Raw genomic sequence first — 19,803 nt, forward strand, 5'->3', positions numbered from 1 at the left:
AAGCCCTGACCAATTACGATCAAAGCTTCTTTAATTTCGATATTATTCGTTTAATGCCTCCACCGGTAAGGGTGTGAGTCGCGTCTTTTGACTTTCTGCAACGAAGAACCCGAAGGGAGATTTACAGGAAAGAAGGCTTTTGTATATGAATGTCCCATCCGGATTTATATCCATGAAAAAGCACCTTTTTGTATTCTTATTGGCTACCTGTTTGGCCCACCTTTCAGCCCAGAACAATGGATTGGTCAATACTGCTGACAGCCCTTTTGCCAAACTCTATTCGCCCGGTATTTCGGACGTTCAGTGGACGGGCGGTTTTTGGGCTGATCGCTTTAGGGTATGCAAAGAAAAAATGGTTCCGCACCTATGGAAGGTGTATACTGATCCCACTATCAGTCATTCGTTCCGTAACTTTGAAATTGCCGCCGGAGTAGAAGAGGGCAATTTCAAAGGCCCATCGTTTCATGACGGTGATTTTTACAAAACCTTTGAAGCCGTGGCGAGCCTTTTCGCGGCCACTAAAGACCCTGAATGGGATGCCGTTATGGACAAAGCCATTGCCATTATGGCCAAGGCGCAGCGGGAAGACGGCTATATTTATACCAAAGCCATCATCGAGCAAAAGAAAACGGGTAAAACCAAATTGTTCGAAGACAAGCTCAGTTTTGAAGCCTACAATTTCGGGCATTTAATGACGGCTGCCTGCGTTCATCATCGGGCTACAGGCAAAAATTCATTGCTTGATATTGCCAAAAAATCGGCCGATTTTCTGATCGGTTTTTACAAAGTTGCCACCCCCGAACAGGCCCGCAATGCGCTTTGCCCGGCACATTACATGGGGCTGACGGAATTGTACCGTACCACCCGTGAAAAAAAATACCTTGACCTGGTCACTTATCTTATCAACATTAAAGGCACGACAGAAGGCACGGATGATAATCAGGACCGAATTCCATTTCGACAGCAAACGGTGGTAATGGGACATGCCGTGCGCGGGACATACCTGTACGCAGGAGTGGCGGATGTATATGCCGAAACGGGCGAAGATTCGTTGATGCGCTCGCTGAATTTGATCTGGGATAACCTCACCCAACGAAAAATGTACGTTACGGGTGCTTGTGGTGCCCTTTTTGACGGTGTTTCGCCCTATGGGACTTCCTACAAGCCCAACGATGTGCAGAAAACGCATCAGGCGTTTGGCCGAGATTATCAATTGCCCAACGGCAGCGCGCACAACGAAACCTGTGCCAACATTGGCAATGTGCTTTTCAACCGGCGGATGTTTACGCTTACCGGCGATGCCAAATACATCGACGTGGTGGAATTGGCTTTGTACAACAGTGTATTGTCGGGTGTGAGCCTTTCGGGTGATGCCTTTTTTTATACCAATCCTTTGAGTGCTTCCAACGACTTTCCGTACCAACTCCGTTGGATGGGTGGCCGCCTTCCGTACATTCGCATTTCCAATTGCTGCCCGCCCAACACCGTACGTACCGTTACCGAAGTAAGTGATTACGCCTACAGCCTGAGCGACAACGCTGTTTGGTGTAACCTGTTTGGTAGCAGTCGGTTACAAACTTTACTTAAAAATGGAAAGTCGTTACATTTACAGCAGGAAAGCAATTACCCTTGGGATGGCAATGTAAAAATTACTGTAGAGCAAGCCCCTGCCGATCCTTTCCAAATCAAATTGCGTTTTCCGGGTTGGTGTTCTGAAGCAAAATTATTTATTAACGGCAAAGCGACTGATTTTACCGTTGAAAAGGGATATGTAGCGCTTCAGCGCTCGTGGAAAAAAGGAGATGTTATACTTTGGGCCTTCGAAATGCCCGTTGAATTACTGGAATCCAACCCATTGGTAGAAGAAAACCGTAATCAGGTAGCGGTAAAAAGAGGTCCTATTGTGTATTGCGCCGAATCCAATGATATGCCCGCCAACACGCGGGTATTTGATATTGCTTTGCCGGCAAATACTGATTTTAAGACCGTTCCGGTTACCATTGGCAATAGTTCGTTCATGGGTTTGGAAGGGAATGCCGTGGTGATAAATGAAAAAAAATGGCAAAATCAACTGTATCGCCCTGTATCCAAAAGCAAAAAAACGGTGCCTTTGCGATTGGTTCCCTATTATGCCTGGGCCAATCGGGGAGCGTCCGAAATGACGGTTTGGTTGCCGGTGGTGCGTTAGTGGGAGCGGAGACACTCGTTCTGTTCCGGGCGGATTCAATTATTGAAACTTGGAAGTTGTGGCGTAGAAGCTTTTGGAGCACTTACTGTGGTACATTTATACCATTGGTTACCGCTTTAAATAGGTGATCGGAGGGCCGACCTGTTTGACTCCAAGGCATATTAATAATTACGTTAAGAAAAATTTGGAAGGTGAGAAACAACGAGGGCTTTTCAAATTTAAGTAGAGACTTAGGGGGTGTTCAACTCATCATCAACTTTTTTCAGAAGATTTACAGTCGCTTTTTTAGTGAAGACAAATGCATTTATTGTCACTTTTTTGTAAGCAGCGTTTGCTAAAAGCAGATTTCTCAATTTTTTTGTTCTTAAATAGTTAGCTTTTTCCTGTGAAGAAACAAGGTTTAATGAGTCAGGTACAACGGGGAAATAGATACTCATTTCCGGGATTAACTGGGTCATTGTATGGGTTTCATCTACTTTACACCATTCTATACAATACGGAATTATTGATGTATAATAGGATAAAAATAATGTTTTTAAAGAATCATTTTTTATTAAATGTGTATGTGCAGTTTGTCTGATTTCTTCGTAAGCCATTTGATTTGACTTGAAAGCTAAATAACTGGCAGCATTGTCAATGTGAAAATCAATACTGTCTGTTATTTCTGAATCATGTTTAAAATAAGCCAATTTATTGATACTCTTCACGAATTTATTGCCATTATTTATCATAAATGATAATTTTAGAGTGTCTTGCATTAAATTCGTTCTTAAGACGGTTAAATGTTTTTTTACTGTTTCTTCATCACTTCTGTTTTCTCTCCATTCATCAAAGAAAAAAGAGATTGAAATACCAATGAAAATGACAAGAATCTCCGAAATATATTTTTCAAGTATAACTTTAAAAGAATGTTTTATTTTTTTGTCCATTTTTATAAAATAGTATTCTACTGATAAATTGAGAAAGCTTCTGGGCTTAAACTAAATTGGATTTACTGATTTGACTTGTCATACATTTCAACCTGTCAGACCCGTCAACTCAGGCGGTTACCCTGCTGGGGCGTTAGATTCTTCTATGCAGCAAAACTACGCAGAAGCAATTGTTTTTGAAAGTCTGAATAAAGGGGCCAGAGAAGGCGATAAAGCGGATGGGTGGGCGCTTACCCTGTTGGAAACACGCTGTTTATTCGAAGTTCGTCGTTTCCTTTCAGAAGAACCCGCCCAACGGGATAGATTGGCACTTACCGTGTTACAAACACTCTATTTATCATCGCTTCGGGGGGCTTTCTGAACATCCCGAACAGCGGGGGCGATATAACGCGGGTTAGTGCCGACCTGTAGTTTGCAAACGCTCAAATTTGAAGAGGGATTTATCTATAACTGATAATGACATAGAATTGGTGGACTTATAGCTTTTAGCGCACTCATCGTATTGCAAACATTATGTTCGCAGCCATCCTTCGGAGGACAATGGGCGATTTTCAACCATAAGTAATCAAGCAAAATTAGTTTAGATTTATTATATTGGCGACATGAGCCGAAAAGAAAAGCATATTGACCTGATAGAATCTGAACAAATTACCTTGCGGGAAGGGGCAAAATATCATCCGAAAGTGGAGTTTAGAGAAAAATGTCGTGCTCTTTTATTGAATCAGGCAGGTGTAACGATTAAACAAATTGCTACCCATCTGGATGTCAATCATAATACCGTCGGAAATTGGATAAATGCTTGGGAAACAGCAGGCATTGTTGGTCTAAATCGCAAAATAGGTCAAGGTCGTAACCCGATTTTGAGCGTCACTAACGCCAGTCATATTCAGCAATTAGACAAGGCAGTTGAGACCCATTCGCAAAATGTGAAAGCGATTCAGGCCGAATTAGTAAAAGAATTGAATACCTCTATGAGTTCAGATACGGTCAAACGCTTTTTAAAAAAAATCATTACTCATGGCGACGCATCCGTCGCTGTACGCATCAAGGCCAAAATAAAATAGTATATGCAGACAAACATGAACGCTGGAAATTATTGCTAACACTTTGGTTATTAGATTATATAGAGCTTTACTTTGCCGATGAGTCCGGCTTTACGATGCAACCCTATGTACCTTACGCCTGGCAAAAAAAAGGAATAACTCAACGTCGATTTGCCCGCAGACAGAAAAATCGCTTAAATGTATTTGGCCTGATGAGTTTGTCCGGTCAGCTAACGGTTTATCACAGTGAAGCCAATCTGGATGGTGCCTTTATTAAGAATTCCCTGGATGATTTTGCTCAAAAATCACACACTAAACCTTACGTCATTGTACTTGATAATGGCCCTATTCATCATGCGAAAGTAGTTAAAGATGAGTTGGATAACTGGGAAAATTTAGGTTTGTCTATTTTTTATTTACCTACTTACAGCCCACACTTGAATCCAATTGAAATTTTGTGGCGCTTCTGCAAATACAGATGGCTCAATAAAACACATTATAAAAGCTGGTCAAAGTTAAAAAAAGTCATTCTTTGTATTTTTAAGGAGTATGGCTCGACATATACCATCAACTTTACAGAGCTTATTATAAAAAATACCCCAATTAATATCAAGCTTAATTTTGCGTGATTACTTAAGTGCGTATTTGTCATTAATCATCAATTATTTACGACATAAATGCTAAAATACTAATTAAGAAATAAGTCTATTTCATTTGCCTTCACCAATTGAAATTGTTGAAGATTTCCAGTGGAAATTTTTCCAGAATCTGCGATAACCTAAAACTGCTACTTCAATAAATATTGGAGTATTTGATGGAACTTCGATAAACTTACCTAACTGTATTTTTTCATTTGGAGAAAGCGTTATTAATTCTTCTTTTAAATTGTCAGAATTCCAATCAATTTTTTGGATACCTGTAATGACTTTACATTTTCTTAGTTCAGGAAAATCCAAAAAAATAATTTTGTCATCATACACAACCTTCATTGAAATATCATTTAGGTATAGTGTGTCAATATCACCTTTCTCTAAAACTATTTCGACTCCTAAATAGTCAAGACCACTATCTTCTTGTTTTTTCTTACGAGTAGTTGCAATTGATAGTTTAAGGTTTATTATTAGCCATCCAGTGCTTAATTTCCACAAAAAGAAAAATGCACCTAATACTAGGGCTAATATTTCAAGTGCTGTCTTAATATTTTCGAGCAAACATTTCATAATTATAAAAATTTAAAACGCCCGAAAGGGCTGATATGAACGAATTATTTTTTTGAACACGAGACACTTTCGACCTTTACACCCTTTTTAGGTTGAGCTGAAAAGCTTCCTCACTGCAAGCAATTTGTCAGCGGTGACCTGCCTAATATGTTATGTTGCGACTTTTAGTAAAAGCCTCGAACTCATTGGCTATTTGATAAAAAGTCGGGGAGGGACTTTTGGTTTTATCACCGAGGTATGGATATTTTAAATCAACAATTTCATCGAACTCAAAAGCTAAATTCGTACGAAAATTTTGTCGCTCATTTTTCACCAATTTTAAAATGTAGTTTGATCTGATAGTCAGTTGTTTGTCGTATGGTGGAATTGCAATAAGGCGATTCATATTTAGGTATACAAGTATGAAGAAATCATTTTTTCTTTGCAAGAGAAATCTGGTTATTTTATCAAACGGGCGTATGGTAGAGAGAAAATGGAATATAGATAGGTTTTCCAACTACTTCTTTGGGGTGGATAAGAAGCTTTATCGCCTTGGCAGCAGAGGAATTCCTATAAAAATACAGTATTAAGGGATATGATATTGAAATTATGGAACAAAAAAAGCAGCCCCACCTTGCGGCGGGGCTGCTGTATATATGAATCTAAAAACGGAGATTCCTTACTTCACTTCTTCAAAGTTTACAAACTCACCTTCTTCTTTGCCTGAGTTTGGCTGCTGACCTGCGTTAGGGTCTTGCGCTCCGCCTTGGGCACCTGCGGCATCCGGTCCGGCTGCGTAGATTTCCTGTGAAGCGGCGTTCCATGCTTCGGTGATCTTGGTCATGGCCGCGTCAATGGCCGCTACGTTGCGTGTGCTGTGGGCGGTGCGAAGTTCTTCCAAAGCACCTTCGATGCTTGATTTGCTGCCTGCCGAAAGTTTGTCGCCGTATTCTTTCAATTGTTTTTCAGTGCTGAAAATCATTGAGTCGGCTGAGTTTACTTTCTCGATCTCTTCACGAGCGGCTTTGTCGGCGGCTTCGTTGGCTTTCGCTTCTTCACGCATACGTTGAATGTCAGCGTCTGACAAACCGCTTGATGCTTCGATGCGGATTTTTTGCTCTTTGCCGGTGCCTTTATCTTTGGCGGTTACGTTCAGGATACCGTTGGCATCTACGTCGAAGGTTACTTCAACCTGTGGAATACCGCGCGGTGCCGGTGGAATACCGTCTAAGTGGAAACGTCCAAGGGTACGGTTTTGGGTAGCCATCGGGCGTTCTCCCTGCAACACATGCAACTCTACCGAAGGTTGATTGTCAGAAGCGGTTGAGAACGTTTCTGATTTCTTCGAAGGAATCGTGGTGTTGGCGTCGATCAGTTTGGTGAACACACCGCCCAAGGTTTCGATACCTAATGACAACGGAATTACGTCGAGCAACAAAACGTCTTTCACTTCACCCGTTAACACACCTCCCTGGATCGCAGCACCAATCGCTACGGCTTCGTCGGGGTTAACGCTTTTGGATGGTTTTCTGCCGAAGAATTTCTCGACTTCTTCCTGCACCCGAGGAATACGGGTCGAACCACCTACCAAAATTACTTCTTCAATTTCCGAAATCTTCAATCCTGAATTGCTCAATGCGCGTTTGCAGGGTTCCATCATGCGTTGGAACAGTTTATCGGCCAATTGCTCAAACTTCGCTTTGGTCAACGAGCGCACCAAGTGCTTGGGAATACCGTTGACGGGGAAGATATAAGGTAAGTTGATCTCCGACTGCGTCGAGCTCGACAATTCGATTTTGGCTTTCTCGGCAGCTTCTTTCAAACGTTGAAGTGCCATAGCGTCCTGACGGAGGTCGATGCCTTCATCTTTTTTGAATTCATCAGCCAACCAGTCAATGATCACTTGGTCAAAGTCGTCACCCCCTAAGTGAGTATCACCATCGGTTGATTTTACTTCAAATACGCCATCACCCAATTCAAGGATAGATACGTCAAATGTACCGCCACCTAAGTCAAAAACGGCAATTTTGCTGTCTTTCCCCTGTTTGTCAAGGCCATAAGCCAAAGCAGCAGCGGTAGGTTCGTTGATAATACGTTTTACATCCAGACCCGCAATGATACCCGCTTCTTTGGTCGCCTGACGTTCAGCGTCGTTGAAGTAGGCAGGTACGGTAATAACGGCTTCGGTTACGGTTTGTCCGAGATAATCTTCAGCGGTTTGCTTCATTTTGGTCAGAATGTGCGCTGAGATTTGCTGCGGAGTATAAAGTTGTTCGCCAATGCGAACGCGTGGTGTATTGTTTGCTCCCTGTTCAACGGTATAAGCTACCGTTTTCATTTCACTGCCTACTTCGTTGAAACGTTTCCCCATGAAACGTTTGATAGACGAGATTGTATTTGTAGGATTGGTAATGGCTTGACGTTTCGCAGGAGCACCTACTTTACGTTCGCCGTTACCATTGTCCATAAAGGCAACCACAGAAGGGGTAGTACGCGCGCCCTCGCTGTTTGCGATTACGACGGGTTCGTTACCTTCCATAACAGCCACGCAAGAGTTGGTAGTACCTAAGTCAATTCCAATTATTTTTCCCATGTCTTTTAAATTTGTGAATTAGTAAATAAGCGATTGAGTAACTTTTATCTTATTCAATCTGTACGGGTATACTTACACAATGAGCGTGCCGGCGGAAAATTGGGGATTAAAAATGACAATTTGGCAGATAGCTTCTACAACTCAATCGCCTTATTGCAGGCCAACTAACCGTTATCGGCTTATTTGATCTTCACTTTTGTGGCACCGTAACCGAATTTTTCCTTTTGAGCATCTTCAAAAAACTTCACGTTTTTGTGTTTGCTCATGCGTCGGTGAAGTTCGGTACGTAAAACGCCGTTGCCTACACCGTGGATGAATGTGATCTCGTCCATGCCACTGGCAATGGCTTTTTCAAGTTGTTGCTCAAAGGCTTTGATTTGAATTTCGATCATTTGCGTGTTACTCAACGCCATAAAATCACGCGTGAGCTTCTCAATGTGTAGGTCAATGACCGCTGCGGGGCGCTCTACCTTCGTAGGAGTCGGAGTGTCCGGCTCGTTTTTCTCAAACATCTTTTCTTTCAATGTCTGTGCATTCAACGGTTCTTCGGTCTTTTCCTTCTCGTCGCCGTCGAGTTGGTACAGATAGGCATCTTTGTCGAGCAAAGGCGCTTTTCGTTTGTTTTTGAAGAATGTATTGGCCCGAAATTTCACCCGTTTGCTAAACGGCGCGCGCTCCGGGGCAAAACCTACGGTGTAATACAGGCAGTGGAACACGAATGTACCCCAATCGTCAAAATCTTTGATGAGCAAATCCTGCACTTTGACACTGCTTTTGGCTTTCATCACGCCTCCCGAAAGGCCGCGTTGATGGCGCTCGGTGGGCATGGTGAGCGAATAGGGGAGATCCCAGTCGGTGTTATTGACCAAATGCAGTGCTATTTCACGGTCATTCAGGGACACAAAAGCCATAAAAATACCTTTTTCAGCCTTGATTCCGACAGGCCTTGATTCGGCTGACTTTTCGACAGTCGGACTGCCTTTTTGTCCGCGAAAAAACTGGTCTTCTGATTTAGACACTACCGCCAGCTCACGTTTAAGGACGGGCAAACGGAATCCTTCTTCAATTTCAATCTCCACAACATCGTTTTGTAGAAAACGCGTAACGATGCCTTCCTCTTTGGAATGGACTAATCTGACTTTATCACCTATGTTCATTTTGGTATGGTACGTTGTCTTATTCCGTCATCGTCGACGACAGTAAAATGAAATTCAAATGTATAAAACCTGTTTTTTCTAATTCTAATAAGATTTTAGCAGGAGTTTCCGGTAAAAAATGAGGAGTCTGAACATTGGGAAATTTTCATCTGTCAACCACGTCAAGAAGTCTGCTTCAAAGGATAAGTTGGGAGGTATAATAAACCATCTTTGGCCATTTGAAGCATAAAAGCATACACCGCCAGTAAAGATTCATGCGTTAGACGAGGGTAATTTTCAATAAGCATTTGTTCTGACCAACCGTCACTTAAGTGCTCAAGAATAAATTCGATGGACAATCCGGTGCCTTTAATGACCGGTTTGCCATCTAATATCTGTGAGTCTGCATGTATATAATCTTGCCGGTTCATTCTGTTGCGGGCTTTTTGCAAATTTATCTAAATTTTAAGAGATTATAGTAATATGCTAATTACGTAATCGCAATGTCCCTTCCCCTTCGTAAATAACCACTTCATCCTCTAATAGTTCCCGAATGGTGTCAATGGCGGCCTGTTCGTTTTTGATACCAAACGACGCCACCAACTGTTGCGGTGTAAGTGGACTTAAGTTTAACAGCCGTAAAATCTCGGTTTTCAGTTTGCCATTTTCAGGATTAACGGGCGTTTTTTTCTTCTTTGCCAAACAATTATCACAAATACCGCAACGCTCATCGGTATGTTCTCCAAAATACTGTTGGAGCAATTGAGTGCGGCAGCGGGTAGAATGCTGCACATAATTGGCAACGGCTTCGATGCGCTCTAAGTCTGCCTGATGTTTTTCCCGAATCGCCAAGGTATTGATGGGCATAGTGTCAGCATCATGACGAGGCGTCAAAAAACTTAATTGAGGCTTATCTTTTTGTTTTTCATACACTAACACTCCCAAATCATTTAAGCTTTGCAACATTTTTACCACGTCGGGCTCCATGATGTAATGCTTCTGTCCGATGGCGGTTTCGGAGATGTGAACAAACTGCGTAAAAATTTCCCCACCGTATATTCGAAGCAATAACTTAATGAAACTGTCGTACTGGGGATATTTGAGTTGAAAGTTATACAAAGCGTGGTTGTCAAGGATAATATTGATTTTAGAACTGCTGTTGTACGCTTCGCTCAATTGTACAAACCCTTCTTCTTCAAGCAGTTTTATGGCGTAGTGGGTTTCGGAAACGGGAAGGCCGAATGTTCCCGTAAAATCCTGTAGATCAAAGTCAAAATACTCCAATTCGCCGCCACCGACCGGCACGCGATAAAAATTGGCCAATGCCTGATATACGCGCCGAACAAGCTCAATGGGAGGGTATTTTTGTTCGACATTGCGCACGAGTTCGTTCAGATCTTTGGATGAATACAACGCCACAGCGTAGGCTTTTTGGCCATCACGTCCGGCGCGTCCGGCTTCTTGGTAATAGGCTTCAAGGTTGTCGGGAAGGTCGATGTGAATCACGGCGCGTACGTCCGGTTTATCAATGCCCATTCCAAAGGCATTGGTAGCCACCATAACCCGCACACGGTTGCGAATCCAAGCTTCCTGTTTTTCACCGCGTAGCTTGGTTGGGATACCGGCATGGTAAAATTCCGCCCGAAGTCCCTGCCGATTCAGCCAATCCGCCACTTCTTTGGTGCGGCGACGGTTGCGTACGTAAATAATGGCCGAACCCTGCACATTTTGTAAAATACGCACCAATCGAGCATCTTTGTTTTCTTCAAAAAAAGCAGAATAAGACAGGTTAGGCCGTGAAAAAGTTGACTGAAAAACGGCAGGCTGCGCCATTTCAAGTTTCTCGCAAATGTCAAGTTTAACGGGTTCGGTAGCCGAAGCAGTCAGGGCAATGATTGGTACATCGGGAATTAGTTTTCGAAATTCGGCAATTTGCAGGTAAGAAGGTCGAAAATCATAGCCCCATTGCGATATGCAGTGTGCTTCGTCGATGGCGAGGAGGTTGATATTCATCATTTTGGCGCGTGCCAGAAAAATATCCGTGCGAAGGCGCTCCGGCGAAACGTACAAAAATTTGGTAGTACCGTGGATGCAATTATCAAGTACAATATCGATCTCGTGCCAATTCATGCCCGAATAGATGGCGGCGGCCATGATTTTTCGTTGCCGTAACTGTTCCACTTGATCTTTCATGAGGGCGATCAACGGCGTAACTACAATGCAGACGCCTTCCTGCGCCAAAGCAGGAATCTGAAAACACAAAGACTTGCCGCCGCCCGTGGGAAGCAGCGCCAATGTATCTCGCTTTGCCAAAACAGATTGAATAATTTCCTCTTGTAAAGGTCGAAATTGGTCGTATCCCCAATAATGTTTAAGAATTTCGTGAATCATGGACAGTGCACAAATAAAGCGCAAAGGTAATGGTTGGGGGAAAAGTTACGCTTCTCCGAAGCTTTTTGGATTATCTGATATCATTATATTATAGCTACAAAGGTTACGCTTCTCCGAAGCTTTTTTAACCGCAAAGCAGTAAAATAGGCAACAGCTAAAAAACAACGTAAAAAATGTGGATGAAAAACAACCACAGCATCTTTATACGGTCCGGAAGTATTGCCATTGAAAATATCAGAAAGGAGTTGTTTGCAGGTTTAGCTCCATTTCAAACAATTTCATCAAATGCTCCCTTACCTTTTCTTCCACTTCGGGCATAGGAATTTCTCTACCAAGTTCCTGTTGCAGCGAAGTCACAGCTTTATCAGAGATGCCGCAGGGGACGATGTGCCCAAAATAGGATAAATCAGTATTGACATTGAAAGCGAAACCGTGCATTGTGACCCAACGACTGCATTTTACGCCCATTGCGCAGATCTTACGCGGGTTTTGCTGCGTTTCAAAATCCAACCAAACACCTGTCAAGCCATCAATGCGCCCGGCTGAAAGTCCGTAATCGGCACAGGTCAGAATGATCGCTTCTTCCAACGTACGCATATAGCGGTGAATGTCGGTGAAGAAGTTTTCCAAATCCAGGATTGGATACCCTACCAATTGGCCCGGGCCGTGGTAGGTGATGTCACCGCCGCGATTGATCTTGTAATAAGTGGCCTGTATTTCAGCAAGTTGAATTTCGTCTACCAATAGATTATCTGCATGGCCGCTTTTGCCAAGCGTATAGACGTGCGGGTGTTGGCAGAAAAGGAGATGATTGGTCGTGCTGAGTTGTTGATCGGTAGGCAAGTTGCGGTTTTGGGCTTTAATGGCGACATTTTCTGCCAATAATTTTTCCTGATAATCCCAAGCCTGTTGATAATCGATCAGGCTAAGCTCCTCAAAACGGACTTTTTTGTTCAATACGGTGTTCATAAATCAATAACGAAAAGGCGAAATTACCTAACTTTGTCGAAACACTTACGGCTATGCGTCAAATAACCATTCAAGTGTCTGACCAACAATACGAATTTTTTATGCAGTTGGTTCGTAATCTTAAATTTGTGAAAGTTAAGCAGGAAACAACGCTTGAAGCGCAACTTACGCCTTCGCAAAAAAAAACGTGGAAAAATATCAAGCAAGGGTTTGAGACTTGTTGAAGAAGGTAAAATGAAAGCAATACCTGCCGAAGAATTTTTAAACCGGCTTAAAGAAGAAAGACATTAACCATTCCATAAAGATGATTGAAATAGATTCCTACGGAATGACAAGAAAATTATGATTCTAATAGCAGACAGCGGCGCTACCAAGACAGATTGGCGTATTATAAATCCTCAGGGAGGAATTCAACAGGCAAAAACGATTGGATTGAGTCCTTATTACCAAACTTCCGAATCAATTGCGGCTGAGTTGACTCAAAATTTACTTCCTTCCATTACCGGTGAAGTGTCTGAGATTCATTTTTATGGAACAGGTTGCGCCGGCGAAGAGCCTTGCGCCATTGTATGGCGCGGTTTGCAGGCGGTTTTTCCATCGGCCCAAACCATTGAAGTAGACAGTGACATGCTGGGAGCAGCGCGCGGATTGTGTGGACACGAAGCGGGCATTGCGTGTATCTTGGGCACGGGCTCCAACAACTGCCTTTACGACGGGCGTGACATTGCAGACAAAATACCTTCGCTGGGTTTTTGGCTCGGCGACGAAGGCAGCGGCGGTTACTTGGGTAAAACCCTTGTTACAGCCTTTTTGCACAAAGAAATACCGGATGATCTGGCCGCAAAATTTGCCAAACGCTATGGATTGAACCGTGAGATCGTGTTGGAAAATGCGTACAAAAAACCATTCCCAAACCGCTATTTTGCTACTTTCTCCAAATTTCTTTTTGACAACCGCAGCCATCCTTTTGCGTACAAATTGGTCTATGACGCTTTCGGCGAATTTTTAGCAAAATATGTTTGTAAACTCCCTGATCATCAGAAATATAGAGCTCATTTTTCAGGCTCGGTTGCCTTTTATTACAGCGATATTCTGCGTCGCGCCGCCGCTGAAAAAGGGGTTGTAGTAGGGCACATCATGGAAACGCCCATTGCCGGATTGGCGCTGTACCATCGCCCTGTCATGGAGCCTTAGGTTAGGCGAGGTATTTCTGATAAAGTTTGGTAAATGATTTTACCTTTTTCGCGCCCTGTTTTGATCATGTCGTCGGCTCCCTGAGACGCGCCGCCGACGCGCAGAACAGCACTGCAAAAATCAATGAGCTGAACGGCTACGGGATGAAATATAGCGTTGAATATTTCATCACCCAATTGTTTGGAGCCGGCCTTTTCAATGAGCGGCAGCGCAAACCATTCGCCCATCACGGGTAAATGGCCCAATTGATACACCTCCAAAGCAGCTTCAGTCATTAACTGAACATTTTTTTCGATGAGTTCAGGATTATCGTTGGTGCCGGAGCGGTAAGGACCCGCGATCAATATCATTTGTGGAGTTGTCATTACAGAAGTTGGTTGAGTTTGGCGTATTGGAGCAGCATGATCGTTTTTCCGTCTTTGATCTCTCCTGTTTTTATCATGTGAAGTGCCTGTTGGTAAGGCAATTCCAGTACTTGAATGTTTTCCTGTTCATGTTCCGCCCCGCCGCCTTCGGTGACTTTCATGTCTTTATGGTATTCGGCGACAAAGAAGTGCAAAATTTCAGTTACTGAGCCCGGCGACATGTAAGCCTCAAAGATTTTTTGGACATGGGTAATCCGGTAACCCGTTTCTTCTTCGGTTTCTCGTCGAATGCAATCTTCGGCGTTATCTTTGTCGAGCAATCCCGCGCAGGCTTCGATCAGCATACCTGTATCATTTCCGTTGACGTAGGTCGGCATGCGAAATTGTTGAGTGAGAATCACCGCTTGACTTTCTCGGTTATAGAGCAGAATGACGGCGCCGTTGCCACGGTCATACGATTCACGGGATTGTTGCGCCCATTGTCCGGCAGGATTTCGGTAATCAAAAGTGATTTTTTTCAGTGTGTACCAATTGTCCGAAAGCAATTTTTCTTCAATGATTTTAACATTTGGGTTATTCATGGCTGTTAATTTGATTGTTTTTGATTGAATTTGATTATTTTTGAGCAAAATAAATGGATTACGATGAGTTATCAAAGCAGAAAGCAAATCATTTTAAAAATCGTTGAAGAAAAAGGCGAGGCGGATGTCAAAGAATTGGCGCAATTGATTGATACTTCGGAAATTACCATACGCCGAGATTTGAGCCAGATGGCATCAGACGGCCTCATCTATCGCACGCACGGAGGAGCCATGAAGTTGAGCTTGGTGAATCAACCGGCAAGTTTTGCGCAAAAATCAAGTGTCAATGCCGACAAAAAAGATCATATATGTCGCTTGGCAGCGGCCGAGATCAACGAAGGAGAAGTGATTTTTATGGATTGTGGAAGTACTGTTTTTCGGCTTTGCCCTTTTATTAAAAATAAAAAGATCAAGGTTATTACCAATTCGTTGCCTGTTGTGTATGAGTTGATTAATACAGAAGTGTCCATTAATTTGATTGGTGGAGAACTGGACAATGGCCGTCAGGCAATTCATGGAATTATCGCCACAGAACATATTCAACGTTACCGGGCGGATAAAGCTTTTTTGGGCGTAGACGGCATTTCACCCGAAAATGGCCTGAGCGCCGTGAGCGAAAAAGAAGCGGAAATGACCTTAGCAATGGCATCAAATGCCAACCTCACGTATCTGATGTGTGATTCGACTAAACTTGGAAAAAATAAGTATTTGACCTTTGCACCTTTACAACTGGTTGAAGTGTTGGTAACGGATGAGCAAACCGAGGAAGTGGTTGAACAGTATAGAAAAGCGGGATTGAGAGTTTTGAATCATTGAAAGTGCGAGGTGTAAGCGGGTTCTCAAACCCGCGGCTGGCCGCGAAGAATGGCGGTTGTGAGTAACCGCTGACACGGGCCGTGCAAGCGGGTTCTCAAACCCGCGGCCGGCCGCGAAGAATGGCGGTTGTGAGCAACCGCCGCCACGGGCCGTGCAAGCGGGTTCTCAAACCCGCGACCAATCGCGAAAAACGGCGGTTGTGAGCAACCGCTGACACGGGCCGTGCAAGCGGGTTCTCAAACCCGCGGCCGGCCGCGAAGAATGGCGGCTGTGAGTAACCGCCACCACAGGCTGTGCAAGCGGGTTCTCAACCCGCGACTGAATGGTGAACAACGGCGGTTGTGAGCAACCACCGTCACAGGCTGTGCAAGCGGGTTCTCAAACCCGCGACTGACCGCGAACAACGGCGGTTGTGAGCAACCACCGTCACAGGCTGTGCAAGCGGGTTCTCAAACCCGCGACCGACCGCGAACAACGGCGGTTGTGAGCAACCACCGTCACAGGCTGTGCAAGCGGGTTCTCAAACCCGCGACCGACCGCGAACAATGGCGGTTGTGAGCAACCGCTAACACATCTATGCATAAAAAAAGGGCGGATTCGAAAATCCACCCCAAAATGCCAAATGTACCGCCAGATTTGAGAATCCGGCAATTGTATCTAATACCCGAAAATCTCTTCAAGTGACAGCTTTTTCACTTCGCCGTACTTTTTCAAATCGTCCAGTTTTATTTTCTTTTCCGACGCCACTACGCAGTACGTGTAAGGTTTGTTGGCTAAGTTAGTACTTGCAAATTTTTGTAAGTCCTTGAAAGAGAGTTTGTCCAGTTGATCATAGATCAATTTGCGCTCGTCGGTAGCCAATCCAAGGTCTTGAGCGTTGAGGTAATTGTAAATGATACCATCCTGCAAAACACGGTCGGTTTGGTAGTTTTTCTTGATGCTTATTTTGGCGGTTTCGAGCATTTTCTCAGATTCCGGTAATTGATTCAGTAATTCATTCATTCCCGCAATTGCCTCGTTCAATTTATCAGCTTGACTGCCAATGTAGCCTGTCAGGGTATATTTCATCCCTTTTTTCTGAGGAACGCCGTAATAAGCATAGGTTGAATACGCCAAGGCTTTAGACTCGCGCAATGTCTGGAATACGATTGACGCCATGCCGCCACCGAAATAATTATTGAACAATTCAACAGTAGGAGCAAGCGCCGGGTTGAACTGATCGGTATTACGAACCCATGAGATTTCGGCCTGCACCATATCGTAATCTGCAAAAAGTACTTGGGTTGTAGGTTGCTCTACCTGTTTGAAATCAATTCGGGCAGGAACGGGTTTGAGCTGAGCCAGAGGGTGGATAGCTTTGATTTTTTCCGTAAAAGCCGTCAACACCTGCGGACCGTAATAAATGATCTGATGCTGATAATTGAACAGATCGTGCAGCAGACTAACCAGTTGGGCTGAGGTCAGATTTTTCAACTCTTCGTTGCTCAATTGATTGTTGTAGGGATTTTTGGAACCGTATTGCGCATAGCTCATCAATCCCTGCATGATCGCGCCTTTGTTGAGCTTGGCATCGGCACGGGCTTTCATCAATCTTCCTTTGAGTTGCTCCAGCGCTTCATCGTTGGCTTGGCAGTTTTTGAGAAGGTGCTCCAGTAATTTCGCCCCTTTTTCAAAATTCTCCTGTAATCCGGACAACCGCACGGTGGTATATTCAGCAGCGGTATTAATGGTATAAGTGCAGGCAAGGTTATAAAACTCTTTGCTGATCTGCTCCGCATTGTATTTGTCGGTACTCAAAAATTGTAAGTATTGCGTGGCGATTGGAAGCAGTTTGCTGTGGTAGGTTCCCATCGGAAAGCGATAGCCCAAACGGAATAATTCGTTTTCGGTGTTTTTTACATAAAGTACTTCCGCGCTGCCTGCTTTGCTTTTTTGAAAATCTTTCTGATAATCCAACCACACCGGTTTGATCTCATCCATCGGTAAAGAATTTACTTTCTTTAAAAACGGTGATTGAGCCTCACGGTTTACTTCAACGGGCGTGATTTCAGGCTTGTCGACTTTAACGATATTTTTATCCGGTCCTTTGTGTTTATAAACCACTACATAATTGTCTTTGAAATATTCGTTGGCAAAGGCAACCACATCGGCTTTGGTGACGGTCGACAACGCGTCCAATTTTTGAGCAACATCGCTCCAATTTTCGCCTTTGGCGGCTACAAACGATTCCAACAACGGATTGATGCGACTGTAATTATTTTCAAGTTGCTGAATCGCATTGCGTTTATAGTTACTGACAATGGAAGTAATGACTGTTTCGTCAAATTCCCCTTTTTTGAGTTTTTGCACTTCGCCGATCAGCAGGTTTTTAACTTCTTCCAACCCCTGACCCTGTTTGGGGCGCCCTGATAATGTCCAAACAGAGTAATCTTTCAGGAACTCAACGGTGGAGCTTCCTCCCAAAATTTTCTGTTGTTTATTTAGATTAAGGTCGATCAAACCGGCAGCACTGTTGGACATCAATTCGTCGCAGATCGTAATGACTGCGCCGGTTTTCAAATTATTAATGCTTGTAGGTAATCGGAACCCAAGGCGTACATTTTCGGGCGTAGGTCCATATACGTCTCTTACCTGAACGGCAGTAAGTGGTGCTTCGGGTGCAGGATTATATTGTTCAACAGGTTTGGGTTGAAGATACCCCAAGGCGGCATCTACTTTTTTGATGACCTCATCGGCATTAAAATCGCCCACCAAAAGCACTGCCATGTTGTTGGGTACATAATACTTATTGTAATAATTGCGGATTTCCACCAACGACGGATTTTTGAGGTGTTCAATGGTACCGATGGTGGTTTGTTGTCCGTAATTATGGTTTGGAAAAAGCGCGGCAAAAAGTGTTTCTTCCACTTTCCATGGGTCATTATCAAGCGAGCGATTTTTTTCTTCGTAAACGGCCTCTAATTCCGTGTGAAAAATCCGTAGAACGGGCTGCCGAAGTCGTTCTGCCTGCACCGCCAAATAACGGTCCAGCGCATTGGCCGGCAGGTCTTCCATATAAGCCGTTACTTCATACGAAGTAAACGCGTTGGTGTTTTGAGAACCCATAGAAGCCATCATTTTGTCGTACTCATTGGCAATGGCAAATTTGGCGGCTTCGCCCGATACGCGGTCAATTTCGCGGTATATTTTCTTGCGCTCGGTGGTGTCTGTGGTCTTGTTGTATTTCTCGTAAAGAGCGTCAACCTGATCAAGTAGGGGCTTTTCTTTGGCCCAATCCAGCGAGCCAAACTTGTCGGTGCCTTTAAACAGCATGTGTTCCAGGTAGTGAGCCAAGCCCGTATTGGTTCTTGGGTCCGTATTCGAACCTGCGCGGGTGGCAATAAATGAGAAGATGCGTGGCTCCTTTTTGTTGACACTTAAAATGACAGTTAAACCATTCTTAAGGGTATAAAAACGGGCTTGCATCGGGTCATTTGTGACGGATTTGTAGGTGTATCCGTCGGTCGTGGTGGTTTTCCACTCGTACTTTTTGGGTTGGGCTACGACCTGAAGTACGGCCGCAAAGAGGAACAAAAGGACTAAAAAAGGTTGTTTCATGGCAAATACTAACGGGTTGAATAGATGAGTAAAACGTACAGAAAAGCAATAAATTACCGCAATAATAACAAAAAAAGTCGAGGACGGCAGTTGCTGTCCCCGACTTGCGCGTGTGCGTTCCTCAAATAATAAAGGCATACATGCCCTCGTAAACCTAAGCTCCCTTAGTCTTACAAAGTGTATGTACGGAGAAAATGACTTTTGGGTTGCGCTTTTCTGAGAAATTTCTGTAAAATCCTTGGAAGGGATATAAAAAATGAGAAAATTAGTTTTTACCTTTGTCCCGCTATTGGTAGTTTCTCTGTTTCTCTCGACCGCATTGTTGCGAATTGTCATTTGTCGGACGGAGTTTAGATCGAAGGCCGTCCGTAGCATACCAAACGTTTTTACTGATCAAACAAATGAACATTTATGTAGCAAACGTCCCGTTCAAGGCGAACGATGACGAATTACGCGAATTATTCGAGGAATTTGGCGAGGTATCTTCTGCCCGCATTATCATGGACAAGTTTACGGGTAAGAGCCGGGGTTTCGCTTTTGTCGAAATGCCTAATGACGACGAGGCTAAGCAAGCCATTTCACAGCTAAATGATTTTGATTTTATGGGTAAAGTGCTCGTTGTAAACGAAGCACGTCCACGTGAAGATCGTCCTCGCACCGGTGGTGGTGGTGGCGGCGGTTTTGGTGGCGGCGGTAACCGCGGTGGCGGCGGCGGCGGAAGCCGTGGCGGCTATGGCGGCGGCGGTGGTGGCCGTGACAACGATTTCAAGAAACGTTGGTAATAATATCTACATGATTTTTG

The 19,803-nt window shown here is 43.9% G+C and carries 18 protein-coding genes; 8 read left to right on the forward strand and 10 right to left on the reverse strand.

What is annotated here, in order from left to right:
• Positions 1 to 172 precede the first annotated feature (172 nt).
• Positions 173 to 2,188: an aceric acid hydrolase gene (locus ACQY73_RS34470; RefSeq protein ID WP_428659529.1), complete on the forward strand. Its 2,016-nt coding sequence runs from the start codon at positions 173 to 175 to the stop codon at positions 2,186 to 2,188.
• A gap of 230 nt (positions 2,189 to 2,418) precedes the next feature.
• Here the strand turns inward: ACQY73_RS34470 and ACQY73_RS34475 are convergent, their stop codons facing one another.
• On the reverse strand, positions 2,419 to 3,117 hold the full coding sequence (locus ACQY73_RS34475) for a hypothetical protein (RefSeq protein WP_428659532.1): 699 nt from the start codon (positions 3,115 to 3,117) through the stop codon (positions 2,419 to 2,421).
• Between the two features lie 145 nt (positions 3,118 to 3,262).
• Between ACQY73_RS34475 and ACQY73_RS34480 the strand changes: the two genes are divergently transcribed.
• From ACQY73_RS34480 to ACQY73_RS34490, 3 genes are all read left to right on the forward strand, one after another.
• Entirely contained in the window at positions 3,263 to 3,478 is a 216-nt protein-coding gene (locus ACQY73_RS34480; RefSeq protein ID WP_428659535.1) for a hypothetical protein, read from the forward strand.
• 241 nt (positions 3,479 to 3,719) lie between these two features.
• Positions 3,720 to 4,181: a helix-turn-helix domain-containing protein gene (locus ACQY73_RS34485; protein WP_428654236.1), complete on the forward strand. Its 462-nt coding sequence runs from the start codon at positions 3,720 to 3,722 to the stop codon at positions 4,179 to 4,181.
• Complete coding sequence (locus ACQY73_RS34490) at positions 4,145 to 4,789, forward strand: IS630 family transposase (protein ID WP_428668507.1); 645 nt, start codon at positions 4,145 to 4,147, stop codon at positions 4,787 to 4,789. Before ACQY73_RS34485 ends, ACQY73_RS34490 begins: the two co-directional genes overlap by 37 nt.
• Positions 4,790 to 4,870: 81 nt before the next feature.
• Here ACQY73_RS34490 and ACQY73_RS34495 read toward each other — a convergent pair whose 3' ends face one another.
• The 6 genes from ACQY73_RS34495 to lipB form a co-directional block, all read right to left on the reverse strand.
• A complete protein-coding gene (locus ACQY73_RS34495) occupies positions 4,871 to 5,380 on the reverse strand; it encodes a hypothetical protein (protein WP_428659538.1) in 510 nt (169 codons plus the stop codon).
• A 658-nt stretch (positions 5,381 to 6,038) separates the two neighbouring features.
• The gene (gene dnaK / locus ACQY73_RS34500) at positions 6,039 to 7,952 is read right to left on the reverse strand and encodes a molecular chaperone DnaK (protein WP_428659541.1); all 1,914 of its coding nucleotides are present in this window, start codon (positions 7,950 to 7,952) and stop codon (positions 6,039 to 6,041) included.
• Between the two features lie 179 nt (positions 7,953 to 8,131).
• Positions 8,132 to 9,109: a DUF2027 domain-containing protein gene (locus ACQY73_RS34505; RefSeq protein ID WP_428659543.1), complete on the reverse strand. Its 978-nt coding sequence runs from the start codon at positions 9,107 to 9,109 to the stop codon at positions 8,132 to 8,134.
• A gap of 161 nt (positions 9,110 to 9,270) precedes the next feature.
• Positions 9,271 to 9,519: a DUF433 domain-containing protein gene (locus ACQY73_RS34510; RefSeq protein WP_428659546.1), complete on the reverse strand. Its 249-nt coding sequence runs from the start codon at positions 9,517 to 9,519 to the stop codon at positions 9,271 to 9,273.
• A gap of 55 nt (positions 9,520 to 9,574) precedes the next feature.
• A complete protein-coding gene (locus ACQY73_RS34515; RefSeq protein ID WP_428659549.1) occupies positions 9,575 to 11,479 on the reverse strand; it encodes a RecQ family ATP-dependent DNA helicase in 1,905 nt (634 codons plus the stop codon).
• Positions 11,480 to 11,713: 234 nt separating this feature from the next.
• Positions 11,714 to 12,448, reverse strand: coding sequence for a lipoyl(octanoyl) transferase LipB (gene lipB / locus ACQY73_RS34520; protein WP_428659552.1), 735 nt, complete (start codon positions 12,446 to 12,448; stop codon positions 11,714 to 11,716).
• 53 nt (positions 12,449 to 12,501) lie between these two features.
• Here lipB and ACQY73_RS34525 point away from each other — a divergent pair, with 53 nt between their 5' ends.
• Together ACQY73_RS34525 and ACQY73_RS34530 are read left to right on the forward strand one after the other, a co-directional pair.
• Positions 12,502 to 12,672, forward strand: coding sequence for a hypothetical protein (locus ACQY73_RS34525; RefSeq protein ID WP_428659555.1), 171 nt, complete (start codon positions 12,502 to 12,504; stop codon positions 12,670 to 12,672).
• A gap of 118 nt (positions 12,673 to 12,790) precedes the next feature.
• Positions 12,791 to 13,642, forward strand: a complete 852-nt coding sequence (locus ACQY73_RS34530) for an N-acetylglucosamine kinase (protein ID WP_428659558.1) — start codon at positions 12,791 to 12,793, stop codon at positions 13,640 to 13,642.
• Here ACQY73_RS34530 and ACQY73_RS34535 read toward each other — a convergent pair.
• Together ACQY73_RS34535 and nudK are read right to left on the reverse strand one after the other, a co-directional pair.
• Positions 13,639 to 14,007, reverse strand: coding sequence for a DUF4406 domain-containing protein (locus tag ACQY73_RS34535; RefSeq protein WP_428659561.1), 369 nt, complete (start codon positions 14,005 to 14,007; stop codon positions 13,639 to 13,641). The two genes, ACQY73_RS34530 and ACQY73_RS34535, sit on opposite strands and share 4 nt — an antisense overlap.
• Positions 14,007 to 14,588 carry a GDP-mannose pyrophosphatase NudK gene (gene nudK, locus ACQY73_RS34540; RefSeq protein ID WP_428659564.1) on the reverse strand — a complete coding sequence of 194 codons (582 nt, stop codon included), beginning with the start codon at positions 14,586 to 14,588 and terminating at the stop codon, positions 14,007 to 14,009. The genes ACQY73_RS34535 and nudK overlap by 1 nt, the downstream gene beginning before the upstream one ends.
• Positions 14,589 to 14,651: 63 nt before the next feature.
• Here nudK and ACQY73_RS34545 point away from each other — a divergent pair, with 63 nt between their 5' ends.
• Complete coding sequence (locus ACQY73_RS34545; protein WP_428659567.1) at positions 14,652 to 15,404, forward strand: DeoR/GlpR family DNA-binding transcription regulator; 753 nt, start codon at positions 14,652 to 14,654, stop codon at positions 15,402 to 15,404.
• 657 nt (positions 15,405 to 16,061) lie between these two features.
• On the opposite strand, the gene ACQY73_RS34550 is transcribed toward ACQY73_RS34545, so the two are convergent.
• Positions 16,062 to 19,001, reverse strand: a complete 2,940-nt coding sequence (locus ACQY73_RS34550) for an insulinase family protein (RefSeq protein ID WP_428659570.1) — start codon at positions 18,999 to 19,001, stop codon at positions 16,062 to 16,064.
• A 401-nt stretch (positions 19,002 to 19,402) separates the two neighbouring features.
• Here ACQY73_RS34550 and ACQY73_RS34555 point away from each other — a divergent pair, with 401 nt between their 5' ends.
• Positions 19,403 to 19,783, forward strand: a complete 381-nt coding sequence (locus ACQY73_RS34555) for an RNA recognition motif domain-containing protein (protein ID WP_428659573.1) — start codon at positions 19,403 to 19,405, stop codon at positions 19,781 to 19,783.
• Positions 19,784 to 19,803 lie beyond the last annotated feature (20 nt).

Origin of the sequence: Runella sp., assembly GCF_965279615.1 — a bacterium.
Classification (GTDB): Bacteria; Bacteroidota; Bacteroidia; order Cytophagales; family Spirosomataceae; genus Runella.